This is a genomic window from Monashia sp. HAY1-5C, assembly GCF_056755255.1.
Window position 1 is genome coordinate 1 of the sequence record NZ_JBPGXG010000228.1, and the last position, 3,449, is coordinate 3,449.

Genomic DNA, 3,449 nt, shown 5'->3' on the forward strand with positions numbered 1-3,449 from the left:
GCCGACCTGGACGAGCCGGCCGTCGCGCATGATGAGGATGCGGTCGCCGAGCTTGAGTGCCTCGGACAGGTCGTGGGTGATGAAGACCATCGTCTTGCCGACCTCGTGGTGCAGCCGGATGACCTCGTTCTGCATGTCACGCCGGATCAACGGGTCGAGCGCCGAGAAGGGCTCGTCGAACAGCAGCACCTCCGGGTCGCCGGCCAGCGCCCGGGCGAGGCCGACCCGTTGCTGCATGCCGCCCGAGAGCTGGTCCGGGAAGGAGTTCTCGTAGCCGGAGAGCCCCACCAGGTCGATGACCTCGGCAGCGCGCTGGGCACGCTCCTTCTTGCCGGTACCGCGGATCTCGAGTCCGTAGGAGACGTTGTCGGCGACCCGGCGGTGCGGCAGCAGACCGAAGTGCTGGAAGACCATGGCGATGCTGTGCCGGCGGAGCTCGCGCAGCGACCGCTCGTTGGCCTGGAGGATGTCCTCGCCCTTGAACAGCACCTGGCCGGCGGTGGGCTCGATCAGCCTCGTGAGGCAGCGGACGAGAGTGGACTTGCCCGAGCCCGACAGGCCCATGACGACGAAGACCTCACCCGGCGCCACGTCGAAGCTCAGGTCACAGACCGCTGCGACGCAGCCGGTGCGCTCCTTGAGGTCACGGCGGGACAGGGCCCCCAGCTCCGGGGAGGTGGGCACGTCGGCACCCTTGGCGCCGAAGACCTTCCAGAGGTTCTGGACCGAGATGACCGGGTCCGCCGAGCGGCCGGGTGCCCCGGCCGGGGTGGTCGGGGTCGCGAGCAGCTCGTCGCTCGTGGCAGTTGTCATGGTGGCCTCTCCTGCACTCTCCTGGCTGACCTGCTGGCTGACCTGCTGGGTGGACTGGGGCTGGGTGGACTGGGCCTGGGTGGTCGACTGCGAGGGCGTGCTCATCCGCTGAACCACCTCTGGGCTGACGGGCGGATGTTCTGCCAGACGTGCTTGGTCTCGTAGTACTCGGCGAGCCCGGCCTGACCCAGCTCACGGCCGAGACCGGACTGCTTGAACCCGCCCCACTCCGCCTGGGGGACATAGGGGTGGTAGTCGTTGATCCACACGGTGCCGTGCCGCAGCCGCTGGGCCACCCGTTGCGCACGGCCGGCGTCCTGGGTCCAGACCGCTCCTGCCAGACCGTAGGGGGTGTCGTTGGCGATGCGCACCGCGTGCGCCTCGTCGGTGAACCGCTCCACGGTGAGCACCGGACCGAAGGACTCCTCTTGCACGACCCGCATACCAGCATGGCACTCATCGAGCACGGTGGGCCGGTAGAAGTAGCCGTCTTGGAGACCCTCCGTGTCGGCTCGGAAACCCCCGCACCGCAGGACCGCTCCCTCGGCGATCCCGTCCTTGACGTAGCTGGACACCTTCTCCAGGTGCGCTGCGGAGATGAGGGCGCCGGTCTCGGCGCGCTCGTCGAACGGGCCCCCCAGCCGGATGGCCTCGGCACGCCGGACCACCTCGTCGACGACGCGGTCGTGCACCTCGTCCTGGACGATGAGTCGCGAGCCCGCCGAGCACACCTGGCCCGAGTGCAGGAACACCGCGGTGAGGGCGAAGTCGACAGCCGTCTCGAGGTCGGCGTCGGCGAAGATGATGTTGGGGTTCTTGCCGCCCAGCTCCAGGGCGACCTTCTTGACCGTCTGTGCGGCGGCGGCCATGATCCACCGGCCGGTGTCGAGACCCCCGGTGAACGAGACGAGGTCGACGTCCGGGTGCTCAGCCAGCGGGGCGCCGACCTGGTCACCCGGGCCGAGCACGAGGTTGCCGACGCCGGCGGGCAGGCCGGCCTCCTCGAGGCTGCGCATGAGCAGGATGGCCGTCGACGGGGTCAGCTCGCTCGGCTTGAGGACGAAGGTGTTTCCGGCGAGCAGGGCCGGGGCGACCTTCCACGAGGTCTGCAGCAGCGGGTAGTTCCACGGGGTGATCAGCCCGCAGACGCCCACCGGCTCGCGGACCACCCGGCTGATCGCGTCGTCGCGACCGGTGTCGATGACCCGCCCGGCGTCGGTGCCCGCGACGCCCCCGTAGTAACGGAAGCAGCTGATGACGTCGTCGATGTCGTACTCCGCCTCGACGAGCCGCTTTCCGGTGTCGAGGCTCTCCGCACGCGCGAACTGCGCCTTGTCGCGCTGCAGGAGGTCGGCGGTCCGCAGGAGCAGGGCCCCCCGCTCCACCTCGGGCGTCCGCGGCCAGGGCCCCTCGTCGAAGGCCCGCCGTGCTGCCGCGATCGCGCTGACGGTGTCGGCGCTGCCGCCCTCCGAGACGGTGCTGACGAGACGTCCGTCAGCCGGACATCGAATCTCCCGACGACGTCGGGAGAGAGCCTCGACCCACTCGCCGTCCACGTAGAGCTCTGGCATGCCGCACCCTTCTCCATGGAGAACAGGCGAGCGAATGCTGTCTCTCATTGCGCACCTGTTTGCTAATGGTGCAACAGAGTGGCCCCGGTCTGTGCGACTGTCAAGACCCTGCGGCATACCCGAAAGACCGGACCGGTAATCACGTCGACGGCCGAACGAACGGCCGTCCGTGACCCCACCTGCCTCAAGTCCTGCGCCTGCGGTCGGAGTGCTTGACCCGAACCACCATCGACGGCAGACTGTTGCGTATTGCTCTTCGTGTTGTGTAATACGCATCGTTTGGAGGACCCACATGGCACCTCGCCCCGCGGCCGGCAGCGAGTACGTCCTGACCATCTCGTGCCCGGAGGCACCCGGGATCGTCTACGCCGTCAGCAGCTTCCTCGTCCAGCAGAACGGGAACATCAGCCAGAGTCAGCAGTTCGACGACCGGCTCAGTGACACGTTCTTCATGCGGGTCCAGTTCAGCGTCGTCAACGGTGACCTTGCCCAGCTGAAGGACCGTTTCGCGAGGGTCGCCCAGGCCTTCCAGATGTCCTGGCAGCTCCACGACGCCGCGACGCCGACCCGTACCCTGATTCTGGTCTCACGCTTCGGGCACTGCCTCAACGACCTTCTCTACCGCGCGCGGATCGGTGCGTTGAACGTGGAGATCGCCGGCGTGGTGTCGAACCACCGAGACTTCGAGGACATCGTCACGACGTACGGGGTGCCCTTCCACCACATCCCGGTCACGCCGGACACCAAGGAGGAGGCCGAGGCCCGGCTCCTGGCCCTCGTCGACGAGCTCGACGTCGACCTGGTCGTGCTCGCGCGGTACATGCAGGTCCTGTCCGACGACCTGTGCACCAAGCTCGAGGGCAAGGTCATCAACATCCACCACTCGTTCCTGCCGAGCTTCAAGGGGGCCAAGCCCTACCACCAGGCGCACGCCCGGGGTGTGAAGCTCATCGGCGCGACCGCGCACTACGTCACGGCGGACCTCGACGAAGGCCCCATCATCGAGCAGGACGCGGCCCGGGTGGAACCTGTCTCTTATACACATCTGACGCTGCCGACGACGGA

The 3,449-nt window shown here is 68.1% G+C and carries 3 protein-coding genes; 1 reads left to right on the top strand and 2 read right to left on the bottom strand.

From position 1 onward, the window contains the following. Both ACR9ZK_RS21065 and ACR9ZK_RS21070 read right to left on the bottom strand, forming a co-directional pair. On the bottom strand, nucleotides 1-918 hold a 918-nt coding region (locus tag ACR9ZK_RS21065; protein ID WP_481343920.1), incomplete at its 3' end, for a quaternary amine ABC transporter ATP-binding protein. Continuing rightward, nucleotides 915-2,384: an aldehyde dehydrogenase family protein gene (locus ACR9ZK_RS21070; RefSeq protein WP_481343921.1), complete on the bottom strand. Its 1,470-nt coding sequence runs from the start codon at nucleotides 2,382-2,384 to the stop codon at nucleotides 915-917. The genes ACR9ZK_RS21065 and ACR9ZK_RS21070, both read right to left, overlap by 4 nt. 292 nt (nucleotides 2,385-2,676) lie before the next feature. Here ACR9ZK_RS21070 and purU point away from each other — a divergent pair. Then, the coding region (purU, locus tag ACR9ZK_RS21075; RefSeq protein ID WP_481343922.1) for a formyltetrahydrofolate deformylase at nucleotides 2,677-3,449 on the top strand (773 nt) is incomplete at its 3' end.